This window comes from Pantoea sp. SGAir0184, assembly GCF_043544755.1.
Genome location: NZ_CP028050.1, coordinates 3,512,341 through 3,537,857 on the forward strand (window position 1 = coordinate 3,512,341; position 25,517 = coordinate 3,537,857).

The window sequence follows — 25,517 nt, forward strand, 5'->3', positions numbered from 1 at the left end:
AAACAACAATGGATAAAGTATGAAGAACTGGAGAATGCTGATTCTTGGTGTGGCGATCACCGCTAACACTGCGTTCGCAGCCCCACAGATGGTCGATAAAGTTGCCGCAGTCGTGAACAACGGCGTGGTGCTGGAAAGTGACGTAGACAACATGCTGCGCACGGTGAAGTCACAGGCGCAGCAGGCTGGTCAGCAGCTGCCGGATGACAAAACCCTGCGTCATCAGATCCTTGAACGCCAGGTCATGGATGCCATCATTCTGCAGATGGGCGAAAAAGCCGGTCTGCAGGTGAGCGATCAGCAACTGGATCAGGCGATCCAGAACATCGCCGCGCAGAACCGCATGAGCGTTGATCAGCTGCGCAGCCGTCTGGCCTATGACGGGATGAACTACAACGATTATCGCGCGCAGATCCGCAAAGAGATGCTGATCTCTGAAGTGCGTAACAATGAAGTGCGTCGTCGCGTCACCATTCTGCCGCAGGAAGTGGATACGCTGGCTAAGCAGATTGGCTCGCAGAATACCCAGGGCACCGAACTTAACATCAGTCAGATTCTGCTGCCGCTGCCGGAAAATCCAACCCAGCAGCAGGTTGATGACCAGGAAGCGCTGGCGCGTCAGCTGGTGGGTGAACTGAAAGGCGGTGCCGATTTCGGTAAACTGGCCGTGACCTACTCTGCCGATCCACAGGCGCTGAAAGGCGGCAACATGGGCTGGGGCAAAATTGAAGAGCTGCCAACGCTGTTCTCGCAGGCGCTGAGCAGCGCGAAGAAAGGCGACATCGTCGGCCCGATCCGCTCTGGCGTTGGCTTCCATATCCTGAAAGTGAACGACCTGCGCGGTGAGAGCAAAAACATTTCGGTCACCGAAGTGCATGCCCGCCACATTCTGCTGAAGCCGTCACCGATCCTTACCGACGATCAGGCACGCCAGAAGATTGAACAGATCGCCGCAGACATCAAGAGTGGCAAAACCACCTTCGCCGCTGCCGCGAAACAGTTCTCCGACGATCCGGGTTCAGCGAACCAGGGCGGCGACCTCGGCTGGGCGTCACCGGAAATCTACGATCCGGCGTTCCGTGATGCGCTGCTGAAGCTGCAGAAAGGCCAGGTCAGTGCGCCGGTTCACTCCTCCTTCGGCTGGCACCTGATTCAGCTGCTGGATACCCGTCAGGTGGATAAAACCGATGCCGCGCAGAAAGAGCGCGCTTACCGTCTGCTGTTCAACCGTAAGTTTGCCGAAGAAGCGCAAACCTGGATGCAGGAACAGCGCGCCAGTGCTTACGTGAAGATTCTGGATGGCAATGGTCAGTAATTATCGTGTGGCGATCACGCCCGGCGAACCCGCCGGGATTGGTCCCGATCTCGCCGTTGCGCTGGCTCAGCGTGACTGGCCGGTTGAGCTGGTGGTGTGCGCAGACGGCGACGTGCTGCGCCAGCGCGCGGCGCAACTGGGTTTGCCGCTGACGCTGCGTGACTATCAGCCCGGCGTGGCACCGCAGCCGCAGCAGGCCGGTACGCTGACGCTGCTGCCCATCGCGACGGCGCAGCCGGTGACCGCCGGCGAACTGACGGTCGCCAACGGTCATTACGTACTGGAGACGCTGGCCCGCGCCTGCGACGGCTGCCTCAGCGGCGAGTTTGCCGCGCTGGTAACCGGTCCGGTGCACAAAGGCGTGATCAATGACGCCGGCATCCCCTTCACCGGCCACACCGAGTTCTTGGCTGAGCGCGCCGGTGGCGATCGCGTGGTGATGATGCTGGCGACCGAAGCGTTGCGCGTGGCGCTGGCCACCACGCATCTGCCGCTGAAAGATGTCGCGGACGCCATCACCCGTGACAGCCTGCATGAAGTGATCACCATCCTGCATCAGGATTTGCAGCGTAAGTTTGGCATTCCGCAGCCGCATATCTTTGTCTGCGGCCTCAACCCGCATGCTGGCGAAAGCGGTCACATGGGCCGGGAAGAAATCGATACCATCATTCCGGCGCTCGACGAATTGCGCCAGCAGGGCCTGCAGCTCACCGGTCCGTTACCGGCCGATACGCTGTTTCAGCCGAAATATCTGCAGCACGCTGATGCGGTGCTGGCGATGTATCATGACCAGGGCCTGCCGGTGCTAAAATTTCAGGGATTTGGTCGCGCGGTGAATATCACCCTCGGCCTGCCATTTATCCGTACCTCTGTTGACCACGGCACCGCGCTGGAACTCGCCGGTCTGGGCAGCGCAGAGCCGGGCAGCTTTATTACGGCGCTTAACCTCGCCATCACTATGATCAAGAGCAGTAATGAATAATCGCGTCCATCAGGGGCACTACGCCCGTAAACGTTTCGGGCAGAACTTCCTGAACGATCAGTACATTATCGACAGCATCGTCTCCGCTATTCATCCGCAAAAGGGTGAAGCCATGGTGGAGATTGGCCCAGGGCTGGGTGCGTTAACCGAGCCGGTGGGCGAGCGTCTTGATGCGCTGACTGTCGTCGAGCTGGACCGCGACCTTGCCGCGCGTTTGCAGACGCACCCGTTCCTCGGTCCTAAGCTGACGATTTATCAGCAGGATGCGATGACCTTCGACTTCTCCGCGCTGTCAAAGGAGCAGGGTCAGCCGTTGCGCGTGTTTGGCAACCTGCCGTACAACATCTCGACGCCGCTGATGTTCCACCTTTTCAGCTATACTGGTTCGATTAAAGATATGCACTTCATGCTGCAGAAAGAGGTGGTTAACCGTCTGGTAGCCGGCCCGGGCAGCAAAGCTTACGGGCGTCTCAGCGTGATGGCGCAATATTATTGTCAGGTGATTCCGGTGCTGGAAGTGCCACCACAATCGTTCACCCCGCCACCGAAAGTGGATTCGGCGGTAGTGCGTCTGGTGCCCTTTACCCAGCCACCGTATCCGGTCAGCGATGTGCGTTTACTGAGCCGTATCACCACCGAAGCGTTTGGTCAGCGACGCAAAACCCTGCGTAACAGCCTGGGACACCTGTTCACGGCCGGTGCGCTGGATGAACTCAACATCGACGCCTCGCTGCGGGCAGAAAATGTCACCGTGGCGCAGTATTGCCAGCTGGCAAACTGGCTGGGCAATCATCAGGCTGAATCTGCGGAGAACTGAGTGCATGAGTGAACTGGCCCGCGTTTGTGTTCAGGTACTGAGTCAGTATGTGGAATCGCAATCCTCTCCCGATGAGGATCGTTACGTGTTTGCCTACACCATCACTATTCGTAATCTCGGGCGCAACAGCGTGCAGTTGCGCAGCCGCTACTGGCTGATCACCAATGGCAACGGGCGCGAAACCGAAGTGCAGGGTGAAGGCGTGGTCGGTGAGCAGCCGCATATCGCGCCCGGCAATGAGTTTCAGTACACCAGCGGTGCGGTTCTGGAAACGCCGATGGGCACCATGCAGGGACACTATGTGATGATCGACGAAGAGGGCGAGACCTTCCACGTAGAGATTCCGGTGTTCCGCCTCGCGGTGCAAACCCACATTCACTAATTCCTCCTCCGCCCGGCCAGTCCGGGCGGCGCGTTTTCATCGGACTGACTTAATGAGTACATACCTGATTGGCGATATTCACGGCTGTTATGACGAATTACGTGCGCTGCTGGCGCAGGTCAATTTTGATGCGCAGCAGGACGAGCTATGGCTGACCGGCGACCTGGTGGCGCGCGGTCCGGGTTCGCTTGAGGTACTGCGCTACGTCAGGTCGCTCGGAGACTGTGTGCGCATGGTGCTGGGCAACCATGACCTGCATTTGCTGGCAGTGTATGCCGGTATCAGCCGTAACAAGCCCAAGGATCGCCTGACGCCCCTGCTGGAAGCGGACGATGCCGACGAGCTGATTAACTGGCTGCGTCGCCAGCCGCTGCTGCAGGTGGATGAAGAGAAAAAGCTGCTGATGGCGCATGCTGGCATTACGCCGCAGTGGGATCTGGAGACGGCACAGCAGTGCGCGCGCGAAGTTGAGGCGGTCTTGTCCAGCGACAGCTATCCGCTGTTTCTCGATGCCATGTATGGCGACATGCCGAACAACTGGACATCGGAGCTGAGCGGACTGGCGCGCCTGCGTTTCAGCACCAATGCGCTGACGCGCATGCGATTCTGTTTCCCCAATGGTCAGCTCGATATGATCTGCAAAGAGGCACCCGCCTCAGCGCCGCCGCCGCTGAAACCGTGGTTCCAGGTGCCCGGCAAAATCGGCAGCGATTATACGCAAATCTTTGGTCACTGGGCTTCGCTGGAAGGAAAAGGCACGCCAGAGCATGTGATCGGGCTCGACACCGGCTGCTGCTGGGGCGGAACGCTGACCCTGCTGCACTGGGAGAGCGGCCAGTATTACACCCAGGTCTCGAACCGTGACCAGGCCATGGCGGAAAGCGCGGTGAATGCGCCCTCCCCCCTGAGCGATATGCAGTAAATAAAAAGCCCCGCGACGTTAGCGGGGCTTTTTTTTGGTCACCATAAATGGCGACCCTACAAAGACCATCTGTACCGTGACAGCCATCAGCCTGATATCGCACAGGTTTATCGCGTCATAAACAGCGATTGATCCCTGCCATTGTAGGGTGCGCATTTATGCGCACCTGGAATGTATAAACAGCGATTGATCCCTGTCGTTGTAAGGTGCGCATTCATGCGCACCTGGCCACAATCAACGGCGGCGATCCAGAATCTCAAAGCAGTAACTGTGCGAATTCTGCGCATCGGCATCGTGGAACTCACTGAACGTCGACTGCCACTCGTCCGGCTCGTAATCCGGGAACTGGGTGTCGCCTTCCACTTCCGCATCGATATGCGTCAGATAGAGACGATCGGCGCGCGCCAGCATCTGCGCATAAATCCGGCCACCGCCAATCACCATGATCTCTTCTGCCTCACCTGCTGCGGCAATCGCTTCTTCCGGCGACGTCACCCAGGTCACGCCGTCATGGTTGCCGGGCTGGCTGCTGACCACAATATTCAGGCGTCCCGGTAACGGGCGACCAATCGATTCAAAGGTCAGACGGCCCATAATCACCGGTTTGTTCAGCGTGTTGCGCTTGAACCACGCGAGGTCGGCAGGCAGGTGCCATGGCATGGCGTTTTCCATGCCAATAATACGATCTGCTGCCAGTGCCGCGATCAAACTAATCATGTTAAAAGACCTACAGGAAAAAAATTGGCGCAATGATACGTAAAGGTGAAACTTTCGTCGATAGGACGACCGTGCTATTTACGTAAAGCCCGCTTGGCTCGGCGTTTTGTCTGACCGACAGAGTTTTACTCCGGCTTTGCGGCCGTTAGCGGAAAGAGCCGCCAGAATTCGCGGTGAAGGCGCTACAACTCAGGGTGATGCTCCACGCTGCCCGCGCGCTGTGTAAAGAAAAGCGCACTGTGCCCACCCAAAAAAACGGCTCCCGCAGGAGCCGTTGATTTACGTATCAGAAATCGTAGCGCAGGCGCACCAGATTAACGTTGCCCAGTGATTTATCGGTACTGGAGGTGATCACGTACTCGTAGTCGACGCGGAAACCGTAGTCGAGCTGCGCACTGACGCCCACGCCGTTATCGATACGCTTGTAGTTACGTCCGTTGACGAACTCCAGACGATCGCCCATGAAGTAAGGCTGGATGCTCTTCACAGCATACTGGCCGATCGGGAATTTATAACCGGCGAAGTATTCAACGCCCCACGCATCATCCGCGAAGTAATTGTTAACGGTGTTGCGTTTGGTTGGCGAGAAGTTCTCATACCAGCCCGCACCGGCCGACAGCGTCCAGTTGTCCGGCGTCCAGCTCAGCGCGGTGCCGTAGATATTCTGGTCGTAACGCTTGCTGTCACCATTGCCCGGATTGCGGATATCTGCGCGAGTGTAGTTCCACGCGGTGCCCCACGCCAGATCTTTGGTGATGTGATAGTTCACGCCCAGCGAACCGCCGCCCTTGCGCTTGTAGCGCAGGCCGTTACCCGGCAGATAATCGTCATCTTCAAACAGATAAGCGGCATAGACATCCGCATCGCCAAAGGTGTTTTTATACTTCAGCATCTTGCGCGAGCGGTAAGATCCGTCGTAGTCACCGTTGATGCCGTTACCCGGCGCCTGGGCCAGCATATCGTAGTCCCAGATATCGGTTTTAGCGCCGACGACATCATAATAAACGCTGTTCTGCTGGCCAAAATAGAGCTCGCCCAGCGATGCGCTTTTGAAACCGGTATACAGCTGGCGACGCGTGGTGTTATGGGCACCGTCCGCATAGTGGTTATCCCAGCCCCACCAGGCCGGGAAGTTAACGCCCAGCTCGTAGTAACCCACCCAGCTGACATCGTCAAACAGGTAGTAGTTGGCGCTGAAGCGGAAACGTGAACCGCCGTCGTAGCCGTTACGCTTATACGATTTATCGTTAACCCCGTTCTGATGCAGATACTGCGGACGAATACTGCCGCCCACTTTGAAATCAAGACGGCTAAGCGGATCGCCGGCCTGCGGATCCTGCTTCAGCAGGGTGATTTCCGCCTGACTGGCGAGAGGTGCAGCAACAAGTAACGCAGCCACTGCGCTGAGAGTGAAAGCACGCATTTTCATTTTTATATCCCGTTAAGGTGAGCGCTCTATGAGTGAGCAGCGAAATAGTACGGTGCGCTTAGCGGGGAGGTATTTATAATTTTGTGCGGATACGCCTGAATGTAACTGGTTTCGCATCAACTGATAAAAATTATGTCAAATCAATAGATTTGTAACGTATAACCTTATGCAGCACAGGCAAAACAGGCCAAAAAAAACGGCCCGCGCGGGGCCGTTTAGTCACAGAGCAGGCGGTTTAGCCTTTGATCTGCGCGTGCATTTCCTGCACCGAAATCACTTTTTCGGTCGGATCCGCATTCAGCGCCATCGCGGTAGCAAAACCACCGTTCAGCGTGGTGTCGTAATGCACTTTGTACTGCAGCGCGCTGCGGCGAATCAGTTTCGAATCCTCAATCGCCTGGCGTCCTGCGGTGGTGTTGACGATGTAGGTGTACTCACCGTTCTTCAGGCGATCCTGAATGTGCGGACGCCCTTCGTGCACCTTGTTCACCAGGCGCGGATTGATGCCGGCTTCACCCAGCACCACGGCGGTACCGTGCGTCGCATCCAGCTCGAAGCCAAACTTCTGCAGCTTCGCGGCCAGGTCAACAATACGTTTCTTGTCGCCTTCACGCACCGACAACAGCGCACGCCCCTGCTTCTTCATATTGCTCTGCGCGCCCAGCATAGCTTTGCTGAATGCTTCCGCGAAGGTGCGGCCCACGCCCATCACTTCACCGGTCGAACGCATTTCCGGACCAAGAATCGGGTCCACGCCCGGGAATTTGTTGAACGGCAGCACCACTTCTTTCACCGAGTAGTACGGCGGAATCACCTCTTCGGTCACGCCCTGTTCAGCCAGGGTTTTACCAGCCATCACGCGCGCAGCCACTTTCGCCAGCGGCACGCCGGTGGCTTTGGAGACAAACGGCACGGTACGCGCGGCACGTGGGTTCACCTCAATCAGGTAAACTTCGTTGTCCTTGACCGCAAACTGCACGTTCATCAGGCCACGTACGTTGAGTTCGAACGCCAGCTTTTCCACCTGCTGGCGCATCACGTTCTGAATCTCAGTGCTCAGGGTGTACGCTGGCAGCGAACAGGCCGAGTCACCGGAGTGCACGCCCGCCTGCTCAATGTGTTCCATGATGCCGCCAATCAGCACGCGTTCGCCATCGCAAATCGCATCGACGTCCACTTCCACCGCGTCATCGAGGAAGCGATCCAGCAGCACTGGCGCATCGTTGGACACGGACACCGCAGTCTGGAAGTAGCGCTTAAGATCCACTTCGTCATAGACGATTTCCATCGCCCGGCCGCCCAGCACGTATGAAGGACGCACCACCAGCGGATAGCCAATCCCTGCGGCTTTCTCTACCGCCTGTTCCAGCGTCGCCACCGTGGCGTTAGCCGGCTGTTTCAGTTTCAGGCGATCCACCGCCTGCTGGAAACGCTCACGGTCTTCCGCGCGGTCAATGGCATCCGGGCTGGTACCAATCACCGGCACGCCAGCCGCTTCCAGCGCGCGCGCCAGCTTCAGCGGCGTCTGGCCACCGTACTGCACGATAACGCCTTTTGGCTGCTCGATGCGCACGATCTCCAGCACGTCTTCCAGCGTTACCGGCTCGAAGTAGAGACGATCTGAGGTGTCGTAATCGGTTGACACGGTTTCCGGGTTACAGTTGACCATGATGGTTTCGTAACCGTCTTCACGCAGCGCCAGCGCCGCATGCACGCAGCAGTAATCGAACTCAATGCCCTGGCCGATACGGTTTGGCCCGCCGCCCAGAATCATGATTTTGTCGCGATCCTGATTAGGATTGGCTTCGCACTCTTCTTCATAGGTGGAGTACATGTAGGCGGTGTCCGTGGCGAACTCTGCCGCACAGGTATCCACGCGCTTGTAAACCGGATGCAGGTTGAACTGATGACGCAGCTTGCGGATTTCACTCTCCGCCACGCCCGCCAGCGTTGCCAGGCGCACATCGGCAAAGCCTTTACGCTTCAGCGCACGCAGGAAATCCGCGCTCAGCGAGTTGACACCTTCGCGCGCCACCTGCTCTTCCAGGCGCACCAGTTCTTCAATCTGCACCAGGAACCAGCGGTCAACATTGGTCAGGTTGAACACGCCGTCGACTGACATGCCGGCACGGAACGCATCAGCGATATACCAGATGCGGTCAGAACCGGCATCTTTCAACTCGCGGCGGATACGGGTCAGGGCTTCGCCATCATCCAGATCCACTTTCGGGTCGAAGCCGCTGGCGCCCACTTCCAGACCGCGCAGCGCTTTCTGCATCGACTCCTGGAACGTGCGGCCAATCGCCATCACTTCACCGACCGATTTCATCTGCGTGGTCAGACGGTCATTGGCACCGGCAAACTTCTCGAAGTTGAAGCGGGGAATCTTGGTGACGACGTAGTCGATGGACGGCTCGAACGAGGCCGGCGTACGGCCACCGGTGATGTCGTTCATCAGTTCATCGAGGGTAAAGCCCACCGCCAGCTTGGCCGCAACTTTGGCAATCGGGAAGCCGGTCGCTTTCGAGGCCAGCGCGGAGGAGCGCGACACACGCGGGTTCATCTCAATGACGATCAGGCGGCCATCTTTCGGGTTCACCGAGAACTGGACGTTGGAACCGCCGGTTTCGACACCGATTTCACGCAGTACCGCCAGCGAGGCGTTACGCATGATTTGATACTCTTTATCCGTCAGCGTTTGGGCAGGTGCCACGGTGATGGAGTCACCGGTGTGAATTCCCATGGCGTCAAAGTTTTCGATCGAGCAGACGATGATGCAGTTGTCGTTTTTATCACGCACCACTTCCATCTCGTACTCTTTCCAGCCAATCAGCGACTCATCAATCAGCAGCTCATTGGTTGGCGACAGATCGAGGCCGCGCTCGCAAATCTCTTCAAACTCTTCGCGGTTGTAAGCGATACCGCCACCGGTGCCGCCCATGGTAAATGACGGACGAATGATGCACGGGAAACCGACCTCTTCCGCTACCGCCAGCGCTTCTTCCATGGTGTGCGCGATACCGGAACGTGCGGTATCAAGGCCGATGCTCTTCATCGCCACGTCGAAGCGGCGACGGTCTTCGGCTTTATCAATCGCATCGGCGGTGGCACCAATCATGGTCACGCCAAACTCGGCCAGCACACCCTGGCGCTCCAGCTCCAGCGCACAGTTTAGCGCGGTCTGGCCACCCATGGTCGGCAGCACCGCATCCGGGCGCTCTTTTTCAATGATTTTACGCACCACTTCCCAGTGGATAGGCTCGATGTAGGTCGCATCCGCCATTTCCGGGTCAGTCATGATGGTGGCCGGGTTGGAGTTCACCAGAATGACGCGGTAACCCTCTTCACGCAGCGCTTTACACGCCTGCGCACCTGAATAGTCGAATTCACATGCCTGGCCAATCACAATCGGGCCAGCGCCAAGGATCAGGATAGATTTTATGTCAGTACGTTTTGGCATCGTGGGCTCCTGATTACTTCGCGTTAGAACGGTAAGCTTCGATCAGTTCGATAAAGTGATCGAACAGCGGCGCCGCATCGTGCGGGCCTGGGCTGGCTTCCGGATGTCCCTGGAAGCTGAACGCCGGTTTGTCGGTGCGGTGAATACCCTGTACGGTCTGGTCAAACAGGGAAACATGGGTCACGCGCAGGTTAACCGGCAGGTTGGTTTCATCGACGGCAAAACCGTGGTTCTGCGCGGTGATCATCACGGTGTTGTTATCGAGGTCTTTCACCGGATGGTTGCCACCGTGATGGCCAAGTTTCATCTTCACGGTTTTCGCACCGCTGGCCAGCGCCAGCAGCTGATGGCCAAGACAGATACCAAACACCGGAATGTCGGTTTTCAGGAAAGCCTGAATCGCGCTGATGGCGTAGTCGCACGGCTCCGGGTCGCCAGGGCCATTTGACAGGAAAATCCCGTCCGGATTCAGCGCCAGCACCTCATCAGCCGGCGTTTGCGCCGGGACAACCGTCAGGCGACAGCCGCGATCCACCAGCATGCGCAGGATGTTGCGCTTGGCGCCGTAGTCATAAGCCACCACGTGGAACGGCAGCGCGTCGGCACTTTGCTGCTCGGGCAGGCCGCCTTTCAGCGCCCAGCTCCCCTGCTGCCACGCATAGGTTTCCGCCGTGGTCACTTCTTTCGCCAGGTCCATGCCTTTCAGGCCCGGGAACGCCTGGGCTTTCTGCAGCGCCAGCGCCGCATCCGGGCTGTCGCCGGCGATGATGCAGCCGTTCAGCGCTCCTTTCTCACGCAGCAGGCGCGTCAGTTTGCGCGTATCGATATCGGCGATACCGACAATATTGTTGCGCTGCAGATAGGCTGACAGGCTCTCTTCGCTACGGAAGTTGCTGGTAATCAGCGGCAGATCGCGGATGACGAGGCCCTGAGCATGGATTTGACTGGATTCTTCATCGGCGGCATTGGCACCAACGTTGCCGATATGAGGATAAGTGAGGGTGACGATCTGGCGGGAATAGGAAGGATCAGTGAGGATTTCTTGATAACCGGTCATTGACGTATTGAAAACGACCTCCCCCACTGCCGATCCCGTTGCCCCGATGGCCCGACCGTGGAATTGGGTTCCGTCTTCCAGAACCAAGAGCGCTGACTTAATCAAAACATCCTCCAGGGAATAAACAGTCACAATATCTGCATATTAATTCAAAATGATGCGCTGAATCAATGCAAAAACCGCCTGACCGCTCGATTTTTGGCAAATTGCGCGCATTCTAATGATCGACCTGGTGATTGTCTACCCTGAGTGGTTATTTTTTTGTATATTTCGGGCTACTGAATGTTAAAAGTGAAGCAAGGCGACAAAATAGTGAGAGATCTCCGATAAATAATCGGTTGCCTGACGCAATTAATGGCAAAACACCAGCTGACTGCGTAAATTTTTGACCAAATGGTCAAAAAAAGCCATCCGACACGAGAAAACGCGCAGATAAATCATAAAAATAAGAACCACAAACAAAAATGACAATCAGATCGCCATTTTACAGACAAAATAAAGGGCAATGAAAACATTGCCCTGTTCAATCAATATCTTACCGATTGAAATAACCACATCACGATGGTTCACAACACTCACAACATCGATAAATCCAGCACATCACGCATATCATAAAGGCCAGATTTCTTATCTTTTAGCCATGCAGCAGCCTTAACGGCCCCATTGGCGAAGGTCATGCGGCTGGAAGCCTTGTGCGTAATCTCTACGCGCTCGCCGATATCCGCAAACATCGCGGTGTGCTCACCGACAATATCGCCCGCGCGCACGGTGGCAAAGCCGATGGTTTGCGCCTTGCGCTCGCCGGTATGGCCTTCGCGCGCGTAAACCGCGTGCTCATCCAGCTTCCAGTGCATGGCGTCGGCAATCGCCTCTCCCATCGCCAGCGCTGTGCCTGATGGCGCATCCACTTTGTGGCGGTGATGCGCTTCCACAATTTCGATATCCGCATAGTCGCCCATCACTTTTGCCGCCTGCTGTAACAGGTTAAGCACCAGATTGACGCCTACGCTGAAGTTAGCGGCAAACACGATGCCAATCTCTTCAGCTGCTTCTCGGATGGCTGCCTTACCGGCTTCATCAAAACCGGTGGTGCCAATCACCATCGCTTTTTGATGCTGACGGCAGAACGCCAGATATTCCAGCGTGCCTTCCGGACGGGTGAAATCGATCAGCACATCGAAATCATTCACCACCTGCCGCAGATCGTCAGTCACCCGTACGCCGGTTTTGCCGATTCCCGCCAGTTCACCGGCATCCGCCCCCAGCAGCGAGGAACCGCTGCGCGCCAGCGCCGCGCCTAACACCACGCCTTCCGCCTGCTGTGCGGCCTGAATCAGATTGCGTCCCATGCGACCCGGCGCACCAACAATAGCAATGCGGATTTCACTCATATTTATTCATTCCTGATACAAAACTATGCATGCAAAGCGTAAACAGGTTAACGGTCAGATAACAGTCACGCCACAATAATAACGGGATAATAAGAATTTTAGGCCAGCCGCGATAGATTATCAGTAAAAGCAATCCCGCCCGCTGGAAGTCACGGCTGAGGTGACAAAGGATAAAGAAAAGGCCGAACATTGTCGGCCTGTTTCTGTCAGCAAATTGAAGTGCTTACTGCACGTTGCGTACGTCGACGCGCAGCTCTTTCGGCACTTCAAACACGATATTCTCTTCACGGCCAATCAGCTCGATCGCCGCTTCGCCGCCCAGCTCACGCAGGCGCTGAATCACCTGCTGCACCAGAATATCCGGAGCTGAAGCGCCGGCGGTAACGCCGATACACTGCACACCTTTGACCCACTCTTCCTGAATATCATCCGCAGAATCAATCAGCTTCGCCAGCTTGCCGGCACGCTGCGCCAGCTCCGCCAGACGATTCGAGTTGGAGGAGTTTTTCGAGCCGACCACCAGAACCACCTCCGCATCCTGCGCCAGCACGCGCACCGCTTCCTGGCGGTTGGTGGTGGCGTAGCAGATATCATCCTTACGCGGTCCGATGATTGCCGGGAAGCGCTGACGCAGCGCATCGATCACGTCCGAGGTATCATCCACCGACAGCGTGGTCTGCGTCATAAAGCACAGGTTGTTTTCATCTTTTACCTGCAGCTTAAACACATCCTCTGGCGACTCCACCAGATACATGCCGCCGTTCGGATTGCTGTACTGACCCATGGTGCCTTCCACTTCCGGATGGCCGGCGTGGCCGATGAGAATCGCTTCCACACCTTTACGGCTGGCACGCGCCACTTCCATATGTACCTTGGTCACCAGCGGACAGGTGGCGTCAAACAGCATAGTGAGGCTGCGCGCTTTCGCTTCGGCGCGTACCGCCTGGGAAACGCCGTGTGCCGAGAAAATCAGGATGGCGTTGTCCGGTACTTCACTGATCTCTTCAATGAAGATCGCACCGCGCTCGCGCAGGCTGCTGACCACGTAGCGGTTATGCACCACTTCATGACGCACGTAGATTGGCGCGCCATACATCTCCAGCGCCCGCTCGACAATGCTGATGGCGCGGTCGACGCCTGCACAGAAACCGCGTGGGTTAGCTAACAGGATTTGCATCGCTGGCCTCCAGCACCGGATCGATCTCCAGCACTTCAATCTCGAATTTAATGCGCTGACCCGCCAGCGGATGGTTGAAATCGACGGTAATCGAGTCACCGGAAATTTCACGAATCACGCCCGGCATTTCGCTACCGCCCATGCCGCTGAACAGCATGATGGCACCGACTTCCGGCTCGCCCGCGTCGATGAAATCACGGCGCGAGAAGTACTGGATCAGATCCGGGCTGGCAGCGCCAAAGGCGTCTTCCGGCTCCAGCGTAAAGGCGTGCTGATCGCCCACTTTACGCCCGACCAGCTCCTGCTCCAGCGCCGCCGACAGGCTGCCATCTCCCAGACGGAACAGCGCAGGCTTGCCGTTGGCGCGCGTGGATTCAGCCGTCGAGCCATCCTCCAGCTTCAGTGTAAAATGCACCAGCAGCGCGCTGTCGCGCTGAACGATGTCTGTCATCTGTTACCCTTATTTATTCGTGACCTGTTTGCCTTTCGGGCTGAGAAAGCCTTCCAGCACCACCAGCGCCGCACCGATGCAGATTCCGCAGTCGGCAATGTTAAAGGTGGCGAAGTGCCAGTCACCGACATAGAAGTCGATAAAGTCGACCACAAAGCCGTGCCAGGCACGATCAAACAGGTTACCCAGCGCCCCGCCGATAATCAGCGCGTAGGCAATGTTGGTTAATTTATTGCTGGCGCGATTGCGATACATCATCACCAGCAGCGACACCACAATGGCGATGGCGATACCGGCAAAGAACCAGCGCTGCCAGCCGCCTTTGTCTGCCAGGAAGCTGAACGCCGCGCCATAGTTGTGCGCGTAGAACAGGTTCAGGAACGGCATCAGCGGCTGGGTTTCATGCAGCATCATGTTGTTCATGACCCACTGCTTGCTGGCAAAATCGACCACGATCACCACCAGCACCAGCCATACCCAGCGCAGTCCGGTTGAGCACAGTTTACTCATCAGGCAAATTTCCGCACTTCACCGTTTCCGGCTACGTTGGTGTAGCAACGTCCACACACCGCAGCATGCTCCGGATTCTGGCCGACGTCAGTAGTGTAATGCCAGCAGCGCGGACATTTCTCGCCTTCTGCTTTGTGCAGCGCGATTTTCAGACCTTTTAACAGCTCGCTCTGCTGCGCTTCGTCGCTGGCCGTCACGTAATCCGCCACGGTCGCGCCCGAAGTCAGCAGCACGAAACGCAGCTCATCGCCCAGCGCCTGCAGCTTCGCCGCCAGTTCCGGATCGGCGTACAGCGTGACGGTGGCTTCGAGTGCGCCGCCGATGCGTTTGTCGCTGCGCGCCTGCTCGATCACCTTGTTCACTTCACCGCGCACTTTCAGCAGTTCTGCCCAGTAAGCATCATTCAGCGCTTCATCCTGCGCCAGACCAAACAGGCCCTGATACCACTCTTCGGTGAACACGTACTGTGGACGCTCGCCAGGCAGATAGCCCCAGATCTCATCCGCGGTGAACGACATGATCGGCGCCATCCAGCGCACCAGCGCTTCAGCGATATGCCACAGCGCGGTCTGACAGCTGCGACGCGCCAGGCTGTCGCCCTTCGCGGTGTACTGACGATCTTTGATCACGTCGAGGTAGAACGAGCCCATCTCGATGGAGCAGAAGTGCATCAGACGCTGCACCACTTCGTGGAAATCGTAGTTCTCGTACGACTGCACAATGTCCTGCTGCGCCGCCAGCGCACGGCCTACGGCCCAGCGATCCACCACTACCATCTCTTCCGGACTGACGCAGTCGGTCGCCGGGTTGAAGCCTGCAAGGTTCGCCAGCAGGAAGCGCGCGGTGTTACGGATACGGCGATAGCTGTCGGCAGCCCGTTTCAGGATTTCGTCAGATACCGCCATCTCACCGGAGTAGTCGGTTGAGGCCACCCACAGACGCAGAATATCCGCGCCCAGCTTGTCCATCACATCCTGCGGTGCCACGGTGTTGCCGATTGATTTCGACATTTTGCGGCCCTGACCGTCGACGGTGAAGCCGTGGGTCAGTACCTGACGGTAAGGCGCTTTGCCTTTCATCGCCGTGGAGATCATCAGCGACGACATGAACCAGCCGCGATGCTGATCCGAGCCTTCCAGATACATATCCGGTGCGTGCCCGTCAAATTCCGGACGCGCATCCACCACCGAGAAGCTGGTCGATCCGGAGTCAAACCAGACGTCGAGGGTATCCGGCACTTTGACGTAGTGATCGGCGTCATCGCCCATCAGATCGCGCGGATCGAGATCCCACCACGCCTGAATACCGTCCTGCTCGACGCGCTGCGCCACTTTCTCCATCAGCTCCAGCGTATCCGGGTGCAGCTGCTCGCTCTCTTTATGGACGAACAGCGCCATCGGCACGCCCCAGGTGCGCTGACGTGAGATGCACCAGTCCGGACGGTTAGCGACCATCGCTTCGATACGCGCCTGGCCCCAGTCCGGGATCCACTGCACGCCTTTGATCTCTTTCAGCGACTGCGCACGCAGGCCTTTCTGATCCATGCTGATAAACCACTGCGGCGTCGCACGGAAGATGATTGGCGTTTTATGACGCCAGCAGTGCGGATAGCTGTGCAGCAGTTTTTCCACGTGCAGCAGCGCGCCTTTCTCCTGCAGCAGCGCAACGATCATGTCGTTGGCTTTAAATACGTTAACGCCATCCAGGGTTGGATAGGTGCCCGGCAGATACGCGCCGTCCGGCCCGACCGGGTTAGCGGTTTCGATGCCGTATTTCTGGCCGATCACATAGTCATCCGGACCGTGGCCTGGCGCGGTGTGCACCGCACCGGTACCGGCGTCCAGCGTGACGTGCTCGCCCAGCACCACTTTCGACTGGATCTGCTCAAGGAACGGATGCTGGAACAGCTGCAGCTCCAGCGCGGCGCCTTTGCACTCGCCCAGCACCTGCCACTCACTGATGCCTGCGCGTTTCAGCACCGATTCCACCAGATCTTTCGCGAGGATCAGACTGCGGCCGGCAATCTGCACCAGCTGGTAGTCGAATTCCGGATGCAGCGAGATGGCGCGGTTTGCCGGCATGGTCCACGGCGTGGTAGTCCAGATAACCAGTGAAACCGGGCCTTCCGACGCCGCAACGCCAAACTTCGCGCGAACCGCATCGGCGTCCAGCGCGTTAAACATCACGTCGATAGAAGGTGAGGTTTTGTCGTAATACTCCACTTCCGCTTCCGCCAGCGCGGAACGGCAGTCCATGCACCAGTGCACCGGCTTGGCGCCTTTGTGCAGGTGGCCATTACCGATGATTTTGCCCAGCGCGCGAATGATGTTGGCTTCGGTCTGGAAATTCATGGTCAGATAAGGACGATCCCAGTCACCGAGCACGCCAAGGCGGATAAAGTCCTTCTTCTGGCCTTCAACCTGCTCCGCCGCGTAGTTGCGGCAGGCAGCGCGGAATTCAGCGGCGCTGACTTTCTCGCCCGGCTTGCCGATCATCTGCTCAACTTTGTGCTCAATCGGTAAGCCGTGGCAGTCCCAGCCCGGAACGTACGGCGAGTCAAAGCCCGCCATGCCTTTCGACTTAACGATAATATCTTTCAGAATCTTGTTAACTGAGTGACCAATATGAATGCTGCCGTTCGCATACGGAGGGCCATCATGCAGGATAAAGGTTTTTTTCCCTTTTTTGGCTGCGCGGATGATGCCGTACAGGTTGTCATCATACCAACGTTGCAGCATTCCCGGTTCGCGTTTGGCCAGATCGCCACGCATCGGGAACCCCGTTTCCGGCAAATTCAGGGTAGATTTATAGTCACTCATCAGATTCTCGGTTCCGTATTTCGGTCATTAAACCGGTGTTTTTAGCCCAAAAAATTGGCGGGCCGTCACCACATCTTTCGCAATTTGTTCTTTCAGCGCGTCCAGCGAAGCGAAACGCTGTTCGTCGCGAATCTTTTGCTTCAGCACCACCTCAATGTGGCGCCCATAAAGATTCATATGTGTGTCGAGCAGGTGAACTTCAAGCTGCTGACGCAGACCTTTTACCGTCGGGCGCGTACCAATGTTTGCCACGCCGGGAATCGGCTGCTCGCCCAGCCCCAGCACTTCTACCGCAAAGACACCTTTTACCGGCGTCACGGTGCGACGAAGCGGGAGATTGGCGGTCGGGAAACCAATGGTGCGTCCCAGTGCATCACCGTGCACCACGCGGCCAGAAATACTGAACGGATGACCGAGCAGCTGCTGCGCCTGAGCAAAATCGTCCTGCGCCAGCGCCTGACGTACCGCCGTACTGCTGATACGTTTGCCGCCATCACAATAGGTCTGGGTGCTGATGACCTCAAAGCCATACTCCGCACCGGCTTTCTGTAATAACAGGAAATCCCCCTGGCGACCAGCGCCAAAGCGGAAATCATCCCCCACTGCGAGGAATTTCACATTGAGCTTGTCGACCAGCAGTTCGCTGATAAAGCTTTGTGCTGAGTGTGCCGCAAAACGGCGATCGAAGCGCACGCACACCACGGCATCAACGCCCGCCAGTGCGAGGTATTTGAGCTTTTCACGCAGACGCGTCAGGCGCGCCGGCGCTTTGTCGCCGGCAAACAGCTCCAGCGGCTGTGGCTCAAACAGCATCACCACCACCGGCAGGTTGCGTTTACGTCCTTCGGCAATTAACTCCGCCATCAGCGCCTGGTGGCCGCGATGCACGCCGTCAAAATTACCAATGGTCAGGACGCAGCCGCGATGCTGCTCTTTCAGATTGTAAATACCGCGGATAAACTTCATGGCTGACTCAAACCGGTGGAAATCGGCGGATTATACCCTTGAATAGCGTTCAGGTTAACCCGTCTGCGTGCCTTTCCTGCGCCTGATTCAGCGTCAGGCGCCCGCTGGCTGGCGGCTCCGGCCCCATCACAACAATTTTGTTGCGAAATACTGTATTCAGCGCGGTGTTGCTGGTAGAATCTTGCGCCATCAATTACGTAAGCGGGTGTCGTGGTTAAAACGACGCTTTATTGCACAAATCCATTGACAAAAGAAGGCGCAAAAGGCATAGTCCTCGGCCTTTGATTTGTCCATATAGAACACATTTGGGAGTTGGACCTTGGCTAATATCAAATCAGCTAAGAAACGCGCCGTAACATCTGAGAAACGTCGCAAGCATAACGCGAGCAATCGTTCTATGATGCGTACTTTCATCAAGAAAGTATACGCGGCTATCGCAACCGGCGACAAAGCTGCTGCGCAGAACGCATTCAACGAAATGCAACCAATCGTGGACCGTCAGGCTGCTAAAGGTCTGATCCACAAAAACAAAGCTGCACGTCATAAAGCAAACCTGACTGCTCAGATCAACAAACTGGCTTAATCGCCGTCTGTTTATCGCTTTGTTAAAAGAACCGGCGCTTCGCCGGTTTTTTTATGCCTGCGATCCGTGGCTGAACAGCGCGCTGAAGTCGCGATGGCAAATGCGCTGCACCGCCGGATGCTGAATCATCCGCCCGGCAAAAATAACGTGATACTCCTCCATCACCGTCTCCAGCCTGCCGATCTCGCGCACGCTATCGTCACGATAGACATCATCCCCGTACAGCGTCGGTGCGACAAAGATCGCATTATTCTGCGCGCCAAACGCCTTCATCAGCGCCGCATCATCAAATTCACCGAGAATCTCAACCTGTAACCCCTGGCTGTGGATCCAGTTCAGCAGCTTGCGCCCCAGCATCGAACGCCGGCCGGGCAACAGCAGGCGCCGCTGCTCCAGACAGGCCGGAAACGGCAGCTCAGGCAGTGGCGCATTACACCAGAAGCTAACCGGACATTCGCCGAGCTTGACCGAAAACAGCCCGGCCTGCTGGGTTGAATCTATCGGGCAGTCGGAGAGGATCATATCCAGCTTATGCTGGCTGAGCTGCTCCAGCAGCATTTCATGCGTTGATTCAAAGCAGCGCAGCTGAATTTTCTCGCCGGCCATCACCACCGTTTCCAGCACCTTGCTCACCAGCTGTTTTGACAGCGCATCCGCCACGCCAACATCAAACAGCAGATGCGACTCCTTGCGGTAGTTAACGATATCGAGCATTTCCTGGCTGAGCATAAACATGCGATCGGCATAGCGGAACACCAGCTGCCCCAGCTCGGTGGGCACCAGACCACGCCCCTGACGGCGAAACAGCACGCCATCCAGCTGCTCTTCCAGCGCTTTGATCTGGCCGGTTACGGTCTGCGGCGTGAGGCACAGCACTTCAGCGGCGCGCACCACCGAACCGGTTTTGCACACCTGCCAGAAGTAGTAGAGATGATTAAAATTGAGCTGATTCATACCATAAAGGAGGCTTGCGCCTCTCCTTATTAGCGCAGTTTGATGCGCAGCAGCGTATAACCTATCACCGCCGACAGCAGTGAACCGCTAAGAATGCCCAGCTTCGAGAACGTCACCAGCTGTTCATGCGCGGCGTCAAACGCCAGCGAACTGATGAAGATCGACATGGTAAAGCCGATACCGCACAGCACGCCGATTGCCATAATGTCGCGAATGGTGGTACTGCCTGGCAACGCCGCCAGCCGCAGCTTCACCGCCAGCCAGCAGAACAGCGTGATACCTAACGGTTTACCAATCAGCAGACCGAGGATAATGCCAAGCGGCTCCGGCGACAGCACATCGCCAAAGGTGATGCCGCTGAGCGAGATGCCGGCGTTGGCGAACGCGAACAGCGGCAGGATCAGCCAGTTCACCCACGGCATCAGTCCGTGCGCCAGGTGCTCAGCCGGTGAGTGTCCCTCTTTCTCCTCCAGCGGCACAAAGAAGCCCACCACGACGCCCGCCAGCGTGGCATGCACGCCGGACTTCAGTACCGCGGTCCACAGCACCACGCCCACCAGCATATACACCGCGATGTTGCGCACACCGCAGCGATTGAGGATTGCCAGCAGCACGATAGCGCCGCCCGCCACGCTCAGCGACAGCACTGACAGGTCGCTGGTGTAGAACAGCGCAATTATCACGATGGCACCGAGGTCATCAATGATCGCCAGCGCCATCAGGAACACTTTCAGCGCCGCCGGTACCCGGCTGCCGAGCAGCGCCAGCACGCCGAGCGCAAAGGCGATATCGGTGGCCGTGGGAATTGCCCAGCCGTTGCGGGCAACCTCGTTATCATGATTGAACAGCAGGAAAATGAGCGCCGGCGCAACCATGCCGCCCAGCGCAGCAATCACCGGGAAGATCGCGCGATCGCGGCTGGCCAGCTCGCCGCTGATCAGTTCGCGCTTCACTTCGAGGCCAATCAGCAGAAAGAACAGCGCCATTAGCGCATCGTTAATCCACAGCAGCAGGTTTTTGCTGATATCCAGCGCGCCGAAGCGAATCTGTACCGGCTCCGCCAGCAGGTTTTGATAGCCCTGCGCGGTGGCGGCATTATTGGCCAGCACCATCGCCGCCACCGCCGCCAGAATCAGCACCATGCCGTTGCTGGCGTCACTTTCGATAAAGCTTTTCAGCAAGCTTCGAATACTACGGGGTTTGTTCACAACTCCTCCTGAGCAGAGACATTTGGTGGAGAAGTTTAGCCGCTGTAACACCTCGTTAAAAGCAGCTTATGTCTCGTTTATTGCTCGGGATTTTCGAGTTATTCGCCAGGCCGGGCGTATTGCAGCGGTGGGAGGGCTAAAAGCGGACGGACGCAATACGGCGCTGGTCGTTAAGCAGGTAGCGCGCCGTCAGGCCTGGTGGTTCGTGCAGGTCAGCAGCGTCACGTCATCCGTACGCTGCTGTGGCAGCGCATTATCGCCGGCAATCTCATGCTGGGCGCAGTGAGGCTGATGCGGATGCAGACCGCCTGGCGGTGAGAAAGGCTCAGCCATCTGGGCACTTGCCAGCGCGGAAAACGCCACAAGCGCTGTTGAAAGTAACAACGGTAGAAGTCGCATAATTTTTTGTCTTTTCACTATAACGGTCCGGAATGGACCAGGCATGCAGGTGATGATCCAGCCTGAGAGGTGGCAAACAGTGTTTTCCACGGTCAGTCAGGTTTCAGTGAAGGATTTTACGCCACTCAGGCGCAGGAATTTATAAAATCGTGCGGTTTATCACAGTTTACCGCACGATTTATGCATTATCCGACTTTGACCGGAATGTAAAAGGTGCCCTGCAGCAGATCCGGCGTGCTGTAGCGGAGATCGAGCTTAATCAGGTCCTTGCCCGGCCGCCGCGCCACGCCGAGCGCAGGCAGATGGTTGTAGTACACCTCTGCGGTGAACGCATTGATCTCTTCCGGCGCGCCGTGCCAGTCAATCTCCGCATACAGTCCGCTTTCACCAGTCCAGTTCTGTACATTGCCGGTCAGCACGTCGGCGTACTGGCTCTCCAGCGCCTGGAACAGGCTGATATGCTGCTGATCGCTGGAGTTAACCCCCGGGCTGAACTGGAAACCCAGCCAGCCGCGCTGCACATGCTGGCCGGCGAAGGCGATGAAATCACGCGTATGCTGCGCCACCACGTGATTGTGGTGGTCAATGTATTCGCCGAAGCGGCACTCCCACTCAATCACTTCTCCGCACAGCTTCAGCTCCGGCTTCTCTGCCAGGCGCGCACTCACCCACTGCCGCTGGGTTGAGATGCGGCTGTGGAAGTCTTTCATCTGCATCTCAGGAATGCGGCGATAAGCGCCTGGCGTCATGGCGAAGTGGCTTTTAAACACCCGGGTAAAGTTTTGCTGATTATCAAAGCCAAACCGCACGGCGATATCGATAAGCGGCATGCTGGTCAGGCGCAGCGCCATGGCAGCGAGCGTCAGGCGACGTTTGCGCGTGTACGAGGCCAGCGTCTGGCCGGTCATCTCTTTAAACATACGCTGCATGTGCCACTTGGAGTAACCGGATTTCAGGGTAATCAGATCGATGTTGAGCTCGTCGGTCAGATTGGCCTCGATCCAGTTCACCAGATCGTTGATGTACTGTTTTTTCAGATTCAGGCTGAGCATTTTTTTTAATTGAATGGGTTGGGAAAGGCGGTGCTTTTGCGTAATCCGTCACATAAATATAACAAAATCGTATGGATAACGTAAGGAAGAGTAAAGACAGCGAGACGGGAAAAGCATTAATTGCTTAGGTAACTAACCTTTTATCGTCTTAACGGCATCGCATCGTTGAGCAGTGATGTGCCTGCGCGTAGCGGTGCGCATTAATGCGCACCCTGTGAAAATCGTGCATCGCCTTGCAGGGTCGCCATTAATGGCGACCGATAACACCGGGCAGGCGTGCCTGCCCTCTTCGACCACTCAGTGCGAACGCATGCCCGCTGCCGTCATCATCATACGAAACAGTGATGCCACCACGCCCAGTGCCAGCACGCTTGCGCCGTAGATGATTACTAACCACAGCACGCGCTTCCACCAGGGGGCTTTCGTTTCAGTGGGGTTGCTCATATTGCTGACCTCGGTTTGCATCTCAGTGGTATCCTTCGTCGGCTTTGATTTTTCCGCGGAACACGTAGTAACTCCAGAAGGTGTAACCCAGAATCACCGGAATAATCAGTAAGCTACCGACCAGCATAAAGGCCTGACTCTGCGGCGGTGACGCGGCGTCCCAGATGGTGATCGACGGCGGAATGATGTGCGGCCATACGCTGATACCGAGGCCGGAGAAGCCGAGAAACACCAGCGCCAGCGTCAGCAGGAACGGCGAGTAGTGCGCCTCACGCTTGATAGCGCGCACGATGCCCCACGAACACAGCAGCACCAGCACCGGCACCGGCAGGAACCAGAACAGGTTAGGACGGCTGAACCAGCGGTGCGCAATCGCATCGTGGGTGAACGGCGTCCACAGGCTGATAATGCCGACAATCAGCAGCAGCGCGATTACCAGCGGCGTCGCCAGCGCGGACATCTTACGGTGCAGCTCATGCTCGGTTTTCATGATCAGCCAGGTACAGCCCAGCAGTGCGTACGCCACCACCAGACCGACACCGCAGAACAGCGGGAACGGCGCCAGCCAGTCCATCGCCGAGCCGGCAAACTCGCGCCCTTTCACCGGGAAGCCGTCGATAATCGCACCGACCGCAACGCCCTGACTGAAGGTCGCCAGCAGTGAACCGGCGATAAATGATTTATCCCAGAACGCACGGTGCTCTTCCGTGGCCTTAAAGCGGAACTCAAACGCCACGCCACGGAAAATCAGGCCAATCAGCATCGCGGTGAGCGGAATAGCCAGCGCATCGGCAATCACCGAATAGGCCAGCGGGAACGCACCGTACAGACCGGCACCGCCCAGCACCAGCCAGGTTTCGTTACCATCCCAGACCGGCGCAACGGTATTCACCATCATGTCGCGCTCAACCGCATCTTTATTGAACGGGAACAGGATACCGATGCCAAGATCGAAGCCATCCATCACGATATACATCAGGGTGGCGAACACGATAATGGCGAACCAGATAATGGAGAAATCAATCATTTATTTACCCTCCTGCGGTTCGTTCAGACTCTCATGGGCCGCAGAAAGCGGACGCGCAGGTGTTTTATCCTGCCCCGGACCACCGTGGCGCACATCTTTACCCTCGCCGGTCAGCGGACCTTTCTTGATCAGGCGCATCATGTAAACGTAGCCGACACCAAACACCGATGAATAGACGAGGATGAAGGCCAGCAGGCTGATGCTCATATGCAAATCACCATGCGCCGACACCGCATCAATGGTGCGCTGCACGCCGTACACCACCCATGGCTGACGACCAATTTCCGTGGTAAACCAGCCGGCAAGAATGGCGATCAGGCCGGACGGGCCCATCAGCAGGGCGAACCACAGGAACGGCCGGGAGTTATACAGCCGCTTTTTGTAACGCAGCCACAGGCTCAGCACGCCGAGGGTGATCATCAGCAGGCCCATCGCCACCATGACGCGGAACGACCAGAAAATCACCAGCGAATTCGGGCGGTCCTCTTTCGGGAAGCTCTTCAGCGCCGGGACCTGTTTGTCCAGGCTGTGGGTCAAAATCAGGCTGCCGAGGTACGGCACTTCCAGCGCATATTTGGTGCGCTCTTCATCCATATCCGGAATACCGAACAGAATCAGCGGCGTCGCTTCTCCCGGCGGGTTTTCCCAGTGGCCTTCAATCGCCGCAATTTTTGCCGGCTGATGCTCAAGGGTATTCAGGCCGTGCGCATCGCCGATCATCGCCTGAATCGGCGCTACGATCAGTGCCATCCACAGTGCCATGGAGAACATTTTGCGGATTGCCGGGTTATCGTTACCGCGCAGCAGATGCCACGCGCCAGACGCGCCAACAAAGAAGGCGCTGGCGAGGAAGGCCGCCACCGACATATGGAACAGGCGGTACGGGAACGACGGGTTGAAGACAATCCTGAACCAGTCCTGCGGCACCACGATGCCATTCTCAATGATGTAGCCCTGCGGGGTATGCATCCAGCTATTGGACGCGAGGATCCAGAAGGTCGAGATGATGGTACCGAGCGCGACCATGCAGGTGGCAAAGAAGTGCAGGCCCGGCCCAACGCGGTTCCAGCCAAACAGCATCACGCCGAGGAAGCCCGCTTCAAGGAAGAAGGCGGTGAGTACTTCATAGGTCAGCAGCGGACCGGTAATACTGCCGGCAAACTGCGAGAAGCCACTCCAGTTGGTACCAAACTGATACGCCATCACCAGTCCGGACACCACGCCCATACCGAAGTTAACGGCAAAGACTTTGGACCAGAAGTGGTAGAGATCGCGATAGGTCTCGTTACGGGTTTTCAGCCACATGCCTTCGAGCACCGCCAGGAAACTGGCGAGACCGATGGTGATGGCCGGGAAAATAATATGGAAGGAAACAGTAAAGGCGAACTGAATCCTGGCCAGGTGGAAGGCATCTAATCCAAACATTGCTTACCTCTTTGCCACAAGATTACACCG

At 57.1% G+C, this 25,517-nt stretch carries 23 protein-coding genes; 6 read left to right on the forward strand and 17 right to left on the reverse strand.

What is annotated here, in order from left to right; genetic code table 11:
• Nucleotides 1-19: 19 nt before the first annotated feature.
• The 5 genes from surA to apaH are packed head-to-tail and all read left to right on the forward strand — an operon-like array spanning nt 20 to nt 4,418.
• Nucleotides 20-1,315: a peptidylprolyl isomerase SurA gene (gene surA / locus C1N60_RS16700; protein ID WP_031279707.1), complete on the forward strand. Its 1,296-nt coding sequence runs from the start codon at nt 20-22 to the stop codon at nt 1,313-1,315.
• A complete protein-coding gene (pdxA, locus tag C1N60_RS16705) occupies nt 1,305-2,297 on the forward strand; it encodes a 4-hydroxythreonine-4-phosphate dehydrogenase PdxA (RefSeq protein WP_394521113.1) in 993 nt (330 codons plus the stop codon). Before surA ends, pdxA begins: the two co-directional genes overlap by 11 nt.
• Complete coding sequence (rsmA, locus tag C1N60_RS16710) at nt 2,290-3,114, forward strand: 16S rRNA (adenine(1518)-N(6)/adenine(1519)-N(6))-dimethyltransferase RsmA (RefSeq protein WP_021507587.1); 825 nt, start codon at nt 2,290-2,292, stop codon at nt 3,112-3,114. Before pdxA ends, rsmA begins: the two co-directional genes overlap by 8 nt.
• A 4-nt stretch (nt 3,115-3,118) precedes the next feature.
• The gene (gene apaG, locus C1N60_RS16715) at nt 3,119-3,496 is read left to right on the forward strand and encodes a Co2+/Mg2+ efflux protein ApaG (RefSeq protein WP_021507588.1); all 378 of its coding nucleotides are present in this window, start codon (nt 3,119-3,121) and stop codon (nt 3,494-3,496) included.
• A gap of 52 nt (nt 3,497-3,548) precedes the next feature.
• Nucleotides 3,549-4,418, forward strand: a complete 870-nt coding sequence (gene apaH, locus C1N60_RS16720) for a bis(5'-nucleosyl)-tetraphosphatase (symmetrical) ApaH (RefSeq protein ID WP_394521114.1) — start codon at nt 3,549-3,551, stop codon at nt 4,416-4,418.
• A gap of 234 nt (nt 4,419-4,652) precedes the next feature.
• Here the strand turns inward: apaH and folA are convergent, their stop codons facing one another.
• The 10 genes from folA to ribF form a co-directional block, all read right to left on the reverse strand.
• Nucleotides 4,653-5,135: a type 3 dihydrofolate reductase gene (gene folA, locus C1N60_RS16725; protein ID WP_031279709.1), complete on the reverse strand. Its 483-nt coding sequence runs from the start codon at nt 5,133-5,135 to the stop codon at nt 4,653-4,655.
• Between the two features lie 286 nt (nt 5,136-5,421).
• The gene (locus C1N60_RS16730; RefSeq protein ID WP_058774843.1) at nt 5,422-6,564 is read right to left on the reverse strand and encodes a porin; all 1,143 of its coding nucleotides are present in this window, start codon (nt 6,562-6,564) and stop codon (nt 5,422-5,424) included.
• 235 nt (nt 6,565-6,799) lie between these two features.
• On the reverse strand, nt 6,800-10,024 hold the full coding sequence (carB, locus tag C1N60_RS16735) for a carbamoyl-phosphate synthase large subunit (protein ID WP_021507592.1): 3,225 nt from the start codon (nt 10,022-10,024) through the stop codon (nt 6,800-6,802).
• A 13-nt stretch (nt 10,025-10,037) separates the two neighbouring features.
• Nucleotides 10,038-11,186 (reverse strand): glutamine-hydrolyzing carbamoyl-phosphate synthase small subunit, encoded by a 1,149-nt coding sequence (gene carA / locus C1N60_RS16740; protein ID WP_394521115.1) that lies wholly within the window; start codon nt 11,184-11,186, stop codon nt 10,038-10,040.
• A 470-nt stretch (nt 11,187-11,656) separates the two neighbouring features.
• Nucleotides 11,657-12,472, reverse strand: coding sequence for a 4-hydroxy-tetrahydrodipicolinate reductase (dapB, locus tag C1N60_RS16745; protein WP_021507594.1), 816 nt, complete (start codon nt 12,470-12,472; stop codon nt 11,657-11,659).
• A 223-nt stretch (nt 12,473-12,695) separates the two neighbouring features.
• The gene (ispH, locus tag C1N60_RS16750; protein ID WP_021507596.1) at nt 12,696-13,649 is read right to left on the reverse strand and encodes a 4-hydroxy-3-methylbut-2-enyl diphosphate reductase; all 954 of its coding nucleotides are present in this window, start codon (nt 13,647-13,649) and stop codon (nt 12,696-12,698) included.
• Nucleotides 13,630-14,100 (reverse strand): FKBP-type peptidyl-prolyl cis-trans isomerase, encoded by a 471-nt coding sequence (gene fkpB / locus C1N60_RS16755; protein ID WP_021507597.1) that lies wholly within the window; start codon nt 14,098-14,100, stop codon nt 13,630-13,632. Before fkpB ends, ispH begins: the two co-directional genes overlap by 20 nt.
• 9 nt (nt 14,101-14,109) lie before the next feature.
• A complete protein-coding gene (gene lspA / locus C1N60_RS16760; protein ID WP_021507598.1) occupies nt 14,110-14,610 on the reverse strand; it encodes a signal peptidase II in 501 nt (166 codons plus the stop codon).
• Complete coding sequence (ileS, locus tag C1N60_RS16765) at nt 14,610-17,429, reverse strand: isoleucine--tRNA ligase (protein WP_088516070.1); 2,820 nt, start codon at nt 17,427-17,429, stop codon at nt 14,610-14,612. Before ileS ends, lspA begins: the two co-directional genes overlap by 1 nt.
• A gap of 27 nt (nt 17,430-17,456) precedes the next feature.
• A complete protein-coding gene (gene ribF / locus C1N60_RS16770; protein WP_058774845.1) occupies nt 17,457-18,395 on the reverse strand; it encodes a bifunctional riboflavin kinase/FAD synthetase in 939 nt (312 codons plus the stop codon).
• A gap of 319 nt (nt 18,396-18,714) precedes the next feature.
• On the opposite strand from ribF, the gene rpsT reads away from it, so the two are divergent.
• Nucleotides 18,715-18,978 carry a 30S ribosomal protein S20 gene (rpsT, locus tag C1N60_RS16775; RefSeq protein WP_013507813.1) on the forward strand — a complete coding sequence of 88 codons (264 nt, stop codon included), beginning with the start codon at nt 18,715-18,717 and terminating at the stop codon, nt 18,976-18,978.
• Between the two features lie 51 nt (nt 18,979-19,029).
• On the opposite strand, the gene nhaR is transcribed toward rpsT, so the two are convergent.
• The 7 genes from nhaR to C1N60_RS16810 all read right to left on the reverse strand — a co-directional run bounded on the left by nhaR (nt 19,030) and on the right by C1N60_RS16810 (nt 25,487).
• On the reverse strand, nt 19,030-19,932 hold the full coding sequence (nhaR, locus tag C1N60_RS16780; RefSeq protein ID WP_104188083.1) for a transcriptional activator NhaR: 903 nt from the start codon (nt 19,930-19,932) through the stop codon (nt 19,030-19,032).
• 29 nt (nt 19,933-19,961) lie between these two features.
• The gene (gene nhaA, locus C1N60_RS16785) at nt 19,962-21,140 is read right to left on the reverse strand and encodes a Na+/H+ antiporter NhaA (protein ID WP_031279712.1); all 1,179 of its coding nucleotides are present in this window, start codon (nt 21,138-21,140) and stop codon (nt 19,962-19,964) included.
• 189 nt (nt 21,141-21,329) lie between these two features.
• Entirely contained in the window at nt 21,330-21,473 is a 144-nt protein-coding gene (locus C1N60_RS16790; RefSeq protein ID WP_164861030.1) for a hypothetical protein, read from the reverse strand.
• A 251-nt stretch (nt 21,474-21,724) separates the two neighbouring features.
• The gene (locus tag C1N60_RS16795; RefSeq protein ID WP_394521116.1) at nt 21,725-22,591 is read right to left on the reverse strand and encodes a helix-turn-helix domain-containing protein; all 867 of its coding nucleotides are present in this window, start codon (nt 22,589-22,591) and stop codon (nt 21,725-21,727) included.
• Between the two features lie 297 nt (nt 22,592-22,888).
• Complete coding sequence (locus C1N60_RS16800; RefSeq protein ID WP_064511421.1) at nt 22,889-23,056, reverse strand: DUF2474 domain-containing protein; 168 nt, start codon at nt 23,054-23,056, stop codon at nt 22,889-22,891.
• Between the two features lies 1 nt (nt 23,057).
• The gene (cydB, locus tag C1N60_RS16805; protein ID WP_058759654.1) at nt 23,058-24,062 is read right to left on the reverse strand and encodes a cytochrome d ubiquinol oxidase subunit II; all 1,005 of its coding nucleotides are present in this window, start codon (nt 24,060-24,062) and stop codon (nt 23,058-23,060) included.
• Entirely contained in the window at nt 24,063-25,487 is a 1,425-nt protein-coding gene (locus tag C1N60_RS16810; RefSeq protein WP_058759655.1) for a cytochrome ubiquinol oxidase subunit I, read from the reverse strand.
• Nucleotides 25,488-25,517: the final 30 nt, after the last annotated feature.

Bases quoted from the DNA above. Each gene is read 5' to 3' on its own strand.
- surA (WP_031279707.1), top strand. From the start codon at position 20: ATGAAGAACTGGAGAATGCTGATTCTTGGTGTGGCGATCACCGCTAAC.
- pdxA (WP_394521113.1), top strand. From the start codon at position 1,305: ATGGTCAGTAATTATCGTGTGGCGATCACGCCCGGCGAACCCGCCGGG.
- rsmA (WP_021507587.1), top strand. From the start codon at position 2,290: ATGAATAATCGCGTCCATCAGGGGCACTACGCCCGTAAACGTTTCGGG.
- apaG (WP_021507588.1), top strand. From the start codon at position 3,119: ATGAGTGAACTGGCCCGCGTTTGTGTTCAGGTACTGAGTCAGTATGTG.
- apaH (WP_394521114.1), top strand. From the start codon at position 3,549: ATGAGTACATACCTGATTGGCGATATTCACGGCTGTTATGACGAATTA.
- folA (WP_031279709.1), bottom strand. From the start codon at position 5,135: ATGATTAGTTTGATCGCGGCACTGGCAGCAGATCGTATTATTGGCATG.
- C1N60_RS16730 (WP_058774843.1), bottom strand. From the start codon at position 6,564: ATGAAAATGCGTGCTTTCACTCTCAGCGCAGTGGCTGCGTTACTTGTT.
- carB (WP_021507592.1), bottom strand. From the start codon at position 10,024: ATGCCAAAACGTACTGACATAAAATCTATCCTGATCCTTGGCGCTGGC.
- dapB (WP_021507594.1), bottom strand. From the start codon at position 12,472: ATGAGTGAAATCCGCATTGCTATTGTTGGTGCGCCGGGTCGCATGGGA.
- ispH (WP_021507596.1), bottom strand. From the start codon at position 13,649: ATGCAAATCCTGTTAGCTAACCCACGCGGTTTCTGTGCAGGCGTCGAC.
- fkpB (WP_021507597.1), bottom strand. From the start codon at position 14,100: ATGACAGACATCGTTCAGCGCGACAGCGCGCTGCTGGTGCATTTTACA.
- lspA (WP_021507598.1), bottom strand. From the start codon at position 14,610: ATGAGTAAACTGTGCTCAACCGGACTGCGCTGGGTATGGCTGGTGCTG.
- ileS (WP_088516070.1), bottom strand. From the start codon at position 17,429: ATGAGTGACTATAAATCTACCCTGAATTTGCCGGAAACGGGGTTCCCG.
- ribF (WP_058774845.1), bottom strand. From the start codon at position 18,395: ATGAAGTTTATCCGCGGTATTTACAATCTGAAAGAGCAGCATCGCGGC.
- nhaR (WP_104188083.1), bottom strand. From the start codon at position 19,932: ATGAATCAGCTCAATTTTAATCATCTCTACTACTTCTGGCAGGTGTGC.
- C1N60_RS16790 (WP_164861030.1), bottom strand. From the start codon at position 21,473: ATGGCTGAGCCTTTCTCACCGCCAGGCGGTCTGCATCCGCATCAGCCT.
- C1N60_RS16795 (WP_394521116.1), bottom strand. From the start codon at position 22,591: ATGCTCAGCCTGAATCTGAAAAAACAGTACATCAACGATCTGGTGAAC.
- C1N60_RS16800 (WP_064511421.1), bottom strand. From the start codon at position 23,056: ATGCAAACCGAGGTCAGCAATATGAGCAACCCCACTGAAACGAAAGCC.
- cydB (WP_058759654.1), bottom strand. From the start codon at position 24,062: ATGATTGATTTCTCCATTATCTGGTTCGCCATTATCGTGTTCGCCACC.
- C1N60_RS16810 (WP_058759655.1), bottom strand. From the start codon at position 25,487: ATGTTTGGATTAGATGCCTTCCACCTGGCCAGGATTCAGTTCGCCTTT.